At 73.2% G+C, this 6,000-nt stretch carries 7 protein-coding genes; all 7 read left to right on the top strand.

The genetic code is table 11. From position 1 onward, the window contains the following. Position 1 precedes the first annotated feature (1 nt). The 7 genes from M8330_RS07880 to M8330_RS07910 all read left to right on the top strand — a co-directional run bounded on the left by M8330_RS07880 (position 2) and on the right by M8330_RS07910 (position 5,830). The gene (locus tag M8330_RS07880) at positions 2 to 652 is read left to right on the top strand and encodes a vitamin K epoxide reductase family protein (RefSeq protein ID WP_250826878.1); all 651 of its coding nucleotides are present in this window, start codon (positions 2 to 4) and stop codon (positions 650 to 652) included. Continuing rightward, a complete protein-coding gene (locus M8330_RS07885; protein WP_250826879.1) occupies positions 649 to 1,326 on the top strand; it encodes a copper resistance CopC family protein in 678 nt (225 codons plus the stop codon). Before M8330_RS07880 ends, M8330_RS07885 begins: the two co-directional genes overlap by 4 nt. Beyond that, positions 1,323 to 3,455, top strand: coding sequence for a bifunctional copper resistance protein CopD/cytochrome c oxidase assembly protein (locus M8330_RS07890; protein ID WP_250826880.1), 2,133 nt, complete (start codon positions 1,323 to 1,325; stop codon positions 3,453 to 3,455). Before M8330_RS07885 ends, M8330_RS07890 begins: the two co-directional genes overlap by 4 nt. A 90-nt stretch (positions 3,456 to 3,545) precedes the next feature. After that, positions 3,546 to 3,929, top strand: coding sequence for an ArsR/SmtB family transcription factor (locus M8330_RS07895; protein ID WP_250826882.1), 384 nt, complete (start codon positions 3,546 to 3,548; stop codon positions 3,927 to 3,929). Beyond that, positions 3,929 to 4,675, top strand: coding sequence for an aquaporin (locus tag M8330_RS07900; RefSeq protein WP_250826883.1), 747 nt, complete (start codon positions 3,929 to 3,931; stop codon positions 4,673 to 4,675). The genes M8330_RS07895 and M8330_RS07900 overlap by 1 nt, the downstream gene beginning before the upstream one ends. Beyond that, the gene (locus tag M8330_RS07905) at positions 4,672 to 5,100 is read left to right on the top strand and encodes an arsenate reductase ArsC (protein ID WP_250826884.1); all 429 of its coding nucleotides are present in this window, start codon (positions 4,672 to 4,674) and stop codon (positions 5,098 to 5,100) included. Before M8330_RS07900 ends, M8330_RS07905 begins: the two co-directional genes overlap by 4 nt. Positions 5,101 to 5,197: 97 nt before the next feature. After that, complete coding sequence (locus M8330_RS07910; protein ID WP_250826885.1) at positions 5,198 to 5,830, top strand: MBL fold metallo-hydrolase; 633 nt, start codon at positions 5,198 to 5,200, stop codon at positions 5,828 to 5,830. The last annotated feature ends 170 nt before the right edge of the window (positions 5,831 to 6,000 follow it).

Consider the following 6,000-nt stretch of genomic DNA (forward strand, 5'->3'; position numbering starts at 1 on the left):
CGTGTCCACCACCGCGCACGACGCCATCGACGAGCCCCAGGACGAGGCGGTCGAGTACGACGAGGAGGCCCTCGAGGCCGCCCTGCGACCCACCCGGGCCGGCGGCGTCCTCGTGACCGTGCTGGGGGCCCTGGGCCTCCTGGCGGCGTTCACCCTCGCCGTGGAGAAGGTCGAGACGCTGCTCGACCCGAACTACGTGCCGTCGTGCAACTTCAACCCGGTGCTCTCCTGCGGGTCGGTCATGTCCACCGACCAGGCCGCCCTGTTCGGGTTCCCGAACCCGTTCCTGGGCATCCTCGGCTTCTCCGTGGTCGTGACCGTCGGCGTCGTCCTCGCCTCCGGCGTCCGCCTGCCGGTGTGGATACACTGGGGCCTCGCCCTGGGCTGCACCGCCGGCCTGGTGTTCATCCACTGGCTCGCCTGGCAGAGCCTCTACGACATCAAGGCCCTGTGCCCGTACTGCATGGTCGTGTGGACGGTCACCATCCCCCTCTTCGTCTGGTCGACGCTGTCGGCCGCCCGGATGTCCTCGGGCAGCCGCCTCGTCCACGGCCTCTGGTCCTACCGCCTGGTGATCGTCCTGGCCTGGTACCTGGTCTTCATCGCGGCGATCGGCGAGGCCTTCTGGAGCTACTGGAGCACTCTTCTGTGACACCCGCGCACCACCTGTCCCACCCCGCCCGCGCAGGCCTCGCCCGCACGGGCGCGGCGGGGCTGCTCGTCTCCCTGCTCGTCTCCCTGCTCGTCTCCCTGCTGGCCGCGCTGCTGCTGACGGTGGGGGCGGCCCCCGCCTCCGCGCACGCCTCGCTCATCGGCACCGACCCCGAGGACGGTGCGTCGCTCGACGCGCTGCCGACGTCGGTGACGTTCGAGTTCTCCGAGGAGATGTCCGACCCGGCCTACGTGGTCGTGACCGCCCCCGACGGCAGCGAGGTGGCCGACGGCGACCCCGTGGTCAGCGACAACCTGGTGACCCAGGCGCTGCTCGACGGCCCGGCCGGCGCTTACACGATGGCCTACCGCGTCGTCTCCGCCGACGGGCACCCGGTCTCCGGGCAGATCAGCTTCACCGTCGCCGCCGGGGAGACCGCGTCCCCGTCGGCCTCCGCCTCCGCGTCTACCTCGGCCTCGGCCTCCGCGTCCGCCTCCCCGTCGGCCCCGGCCACCAGCGCCGAGGCCACCACGGACGGCGCCACCGAGAGCACCCCGAGCACCGAGGACGACGGCTCCTGGCTGTCGCGCAACGCGCTGACCGTCGGCGTGCCCGTGGTGCTGGTGCTGCTGGCCGGCGGCCTCCTGCTGCTGTCGCGGCGGTCCTCGTCGTGACCTCCACGGAGCCCGACGCCGGGGCCACCGAGCAGCCCGGCACCGAGCAGCCCGCCACCGAGCAGCCCACCACCGAGCAGCCCGGCGCGGCCGCCGTCGTGTCCCGGCCCCGCGGGCCGGTGGCCGGCGCCCTGGTCATCGCCGGGCTGCTGGTCCTGTGGCTGACGCTGGAGCTGGCCGGCGGCGCCCCCGTCCCCGCGCCCGAGGGCCTGCCCGACCCCGGGCCGCTGACCGGCTGGGGCCTGCCGATCGTCACCTACGCCGCCATGCTCGTCGGGCTCGTGGTCGTCGGCTCGCTGCTCGTGCCGCTGCTGGCGCTGCCCTCCCCCAGCACCGAGCTGACCGGCCGCTCGGTGCGGGCGGTGCTCACCGTGCGCCGCCTGGCACCGGTGTGGGCCGTGCTCGCCCTGGTCGAGCTCGTGCTGACCTGGTCGGACCAGTTCGCCATCCCGGTCTCCGGGTTCAGCTGGCGTGCCGTGCAGGGCTTCGCGCTCGAGGTGGACCAGGGGCAGGCCCTCCTCGTGCAGGCCGGCCTCGCGCTCGTGGTCGCCGTGGCGGCCCGCTTCGTCTTCAGCGTCCACGCCTCCGTGTGGGTGCTCGTCATCGCGCTGGTCGCGCTGCTGCCGCCGGCGTTCACCGGCCACTCCAGCGCGTCCGGCAGCCACGACACGGCGATCGTCAGCCTCGTGGTCCACGTCGGTGCGGTCGGGCTGTGGACCGGCGGCGTCGTCGCGCTGTGGTGGTACCTGGCCGACCGGCCGCGCCCCCGCGCGGTCGCGGCTCGCCGGTTCTCCTCCCTGGCCGCGTGGTGCTTCTTCGTCGTCGCCGTGACCGGCGTCGTCAACGCCGCCGTGCGCATCGCGACGTTCTCGGGCTGGTTCACCAGCGACTACGGCCGCGCGGCCCTGGTGAAGGTGCTGCTGCTGGTGCTGCTCGGCGTCGTCGCCGCCCGCGCCCGGGCGCTCGTGCACACCCGCGTCGCCGCCGCCGCGGCCGAGGGCGAGGACGCCGCCACGTCAGCCGCCTGGCGTCCGCTGGTCACGCTCACCGGCATCGAGCTGTCCCTCATGGCCGCCGCCGTGGGCCTCGGCGTGGCGCTGAGCCGCACGCCCCCACCCGTCGGCGAGCCGTACAGCTCGGCCGCGGAGTCGCTGCTGGGCGGGCCCATCCCGCCCGCCGTGACCGTCGAGCACCTGCTCACCCTCGTGCAGCCCTCCGGCATCGGCATGGCCGTCGTCGGGCTCGGCGGGGCGGGCTACGTCGTCGGCCTGGTGACGCTGCGTCGCCGCGGCGACTCCTGGCCGTGGTGGCGGGCGGTGCTCTGGTTCGCCGGCCTCGCCGTGGTCGCCTACGCGACGATGGGCGGCGTCGGCGTCTACGGCACCGTCATGTTCAGCGCCCACATGGGGGCGCACATGCTCATCTCGATGATCGCCCCGATCATGCTGGTGCTCGGCAACCCGATCGTCCTGGCGCTGCGGGCCCTGCCCGGCGCCGACGTGCCGGGTGGTCGCGGACCGCGGCAGATGCTCTCGGACTTCCTGCGGCTGCCCTACGTCGCCTTCTTCACCCACCCCGTGGTGGCTGCGGTGAACTTCGTCGGCAGCCTCTACGTCATCTACCTCTCCGGCCTGTTCGACTGGCTGATGGAGACCCACGTCGGCCACGCCGCGATGGAGCTGCACTTCCTGCTGGCCGGCTACCTCTTCTTCGAGGTCCTCATCGGCTCCGCGCCGCTGGCCCACCGCCTCGGTCACCTGGCCCGGCTGGGGCTGCTGCTGGGCTCGATGTCGTTCCACGCCTTCTTCGCCGTGGCGCTGATGAGCTCGGAGCGGATCATCGGGGCCGACTACTACTCGATCCTCGACCTCTCCTACGTCGACCTGGCCGACGACCAGCGCCTCGGCGGCGCGATCACGTGGGGCACCGGGGAGATCCCGATGGTCCTCGTGCTGATCGTGCTCGTCGCGCAGTGGTTCACCTCCGACCAGCGCGCCGCCAGGCGCGCCGACCGGCGGGCCGACGCCGACGGGGACGCCGACCTCGAGGCCTACAACCGGATGCTCGCGGGGCTCGCGCAGCGCGACGGGGGCGCCGGCACCGGTACCGGGGCCGAGAAGCAGGACTGAGCCGCCCGGGCCGAACGGGGCCGGCCACCGTTCACCCGGTGGCCACCCCACGGTTGGACACCGGACATCGACCGAGGTGAATATTCACCTGTGTCTATCTCCACCCCGCCCGCCGAGGCGGCCGCCTGCTGCGCCCCGCTGACGGCGCAGCCCCTGGACGCGGACGCGGCCGAGGCCGTCGTCCCGCTGCTCAAGGCGCTGGCCGACCCGGTCCGCCTGCGGATCGTCTCGCTCGTCGCCGCCCACGAGGGCGGCGAGGCGTGCGTGTGCGACCTGCAGGAGGCCTTCGAGCTGAGCCAGCCGACGATCAGCCACCACCTCAAGGTGCTGCACACCGCCGGCGTCCTGGACCGCGAGAAGCGGGGCACCTGGGCGTACTACCGGGTGCGCGCCGAGACCCTCGGATCGGTGGCGGCGCTGCTCGCGGCGCCGGCCGGCGTGGGCACCTCCGAGCGGACGCCGGGGTGCGACTGATGGACCTGCTGCGCAAGGGTGTCGCCGAGCTGGTCGGCACCGCCTTCCTCGTCGCGACCGTCGTCGGGTCGGGCATCTTCGCCCAGACCCTGAGCGAGGACGCCGGCCTCCAGCTGCTCGAGAACACGATCGCCACGGGCGCGGTGCTGGTGGCGCTGATCCTGGCGCTCCAGCCGGTCTCGGCCTCCTTCAACCCGGTGGTGACGCTGGTGGAGCTGGCGCTCGGCCTGGTGCGGTCGTCCGTCGCGGGCGTGCTGATCGCCTGCCAGGTGGTCGGCGGCCTGCTGGGCACCGTCGTCGCGAACCTCATGTTCGAGCTGCCCGCGGTCTCGGTCTCGACCAACGACCGCTCGTCGGGCGCCCACTGGCTGGCCGAGGTCGTGGCCACGATCGGCCTGGTGCTGATCGTCTTCGGCACGGTCCGGTCGGGGCGTGGTCACGTGGTGGCGTTCGCCGTCGGCGGCTACATCACCGCCGCCTACTGGTTCACGTCGTCCACCAGCTTCGCCAACCCGGCGGTCACCGTCGCCCGCAGCATCTCCGACACCTTCGCGGGCATCGCGCCGGTCGCGGTGCTCCCCTTCATCGGGTGCCAGCTCCTCGGGGGCGCCCTCGCGTTCGCCCTGGTCAGGCTGCTCTACCCCACCCTGTCCGCGGCGGACCTGCCCGACCCCGCCGCGTCCGCCCATCCCTCCGCAGCATCCCCCGCCACATCGTCCGCACCGTCCTCCGAGGAGATCGCATGACCACCCCCGCCAGCACGCCCCGGCCCACCGTCCTGTTCGTCTGCGTGCACAACGCCGGCCGCTCGCAGATGGCCGCGGGCTGGCTGCAGCACCTGGCCGGCGACCGGGTCGAGGTGCTCTCGGCCGGGTCCGCGCCGAAGGACCAGATCAACCCGGTCGCCGTCGAGGCCATGGCCGAGCAGGGCGTCGACATCGCGCACAACTCCCCCAAGGTGCTCACCGACGAGGCCGTCGAGGCCTCGGACGTCGTCATCACCATGGGCTGCGGGGACGCCTGCACGTTCTACCCGGGCAAGCGCTACGAGGACTGGCAGCTCGACGACCCGGCCGGCCAGGGCATCGAGTCCGTCCGCCCCATCCGCGACGAGATCAAGGCGCGCATCGAGGGGCTCCTGGCCTCGCTGGACATCCCCGTCCAGGCCTGATCCCCACCACTCCTCCCCCGGCCGGGCGACCCCACCTGGGGCGCCCGGCCTAGGCTTTGGTTGCACCTTGCAACTTCTGCCCCGAGGAGATCCCCCGATGCGCCTGGTCAAGCACACCCACGCCACCGTCACGCTGCACGGCGAGGACGGCGGCACCCTGCTGATCGACCCGGGCTCGTTCACCGCCAACGCCGCCGAGCTGCTCGCGCAGGCCGACGCCGTGCTGGTCACCCACGACCACCCCGACCACCTCGACGCCGACGCGGTCACCGCCGAGCTCGGCCGCCGGCCCGACCTGCCGGTCTACGTGCCGGCGTCCGTCGTGCCGAGCCTGGAGGGCACCCGCCCCGTCGGCCACGGCGACACGATCGAGGCCGCCGGCTTCACCGTGCGCGCGTTCGGCAAGGAGCACGCCGAGATCCACGCGACCGTGCCCACGCCCGAGAACGTCGCGTTCTTCACCGCCGGCGTCTACCACCCCGGTGACAGCTACCTCGTGCCCGAGGAGATCGTCGGGTCCGTCGAGCTCGCGCTCGTGCCGTCCTCGGGGCCGTGGTCGAAGACCGGCGAGGCCGCCGACTTCGTGCTCGGCCTCCAGCCGACCCGGGCCATCCAGCTGCACGACCTGCTGCTCAGCGAGCAGGGCAAGGGCGGGTTCACCTCGTTCCTCCAGCGGATCACCGGCTTGGAGGTCCCCGCGCTGGCCGACGGGGAGTCCGTCGAGCTCTGAGGCACCTCCCGGATAGTCCGTGACGTTGTGCAGGCCGATCACGGCTTGGGTTCATGCGGTGGTCGCAACACCTAGCCCTGGAGGGGTGTATGGGTGTCGGAGGCCGGCCGCGGGTACGGCGGAGCGTCGAGAGAGCTTTCTGGGAGCTGGTTCCTGAGCATCGGTCCTGG

The organism is Nocardioides bruguierae (genome assembly GCF_023656415.1).
Taxonomy (GTDB): Bacteria; Actinomycetota; Actinomycetes; order Propionibacteriales; family Nocardioidaceae; genus Nocardioides; species Nocardioides bruguierae.

Coding starts and splice junctions, on each gene's coding strand:
- M8330_RS07900 (WP_250826883.1), top strand. CDS start 3,929: ATGGACCTGCTGCGCAAGGGTGTCGCCGAGCTGGTCGGCACCGCCTTC.
- M8330_RS07905 (WP_250826884.1), top strand. CDS start 4,672: ATGACCACCCCCGCCAGCACGCCCCGGCCCACCGTCCTGTTCGTCTGC.
- M8330_RS07910 (WP_250826885.1), top strand. CDS start 5,198: ATGCGCCTGGTCAAGCACACCCACGCCACCGTCACGCTGCACGGCGAG.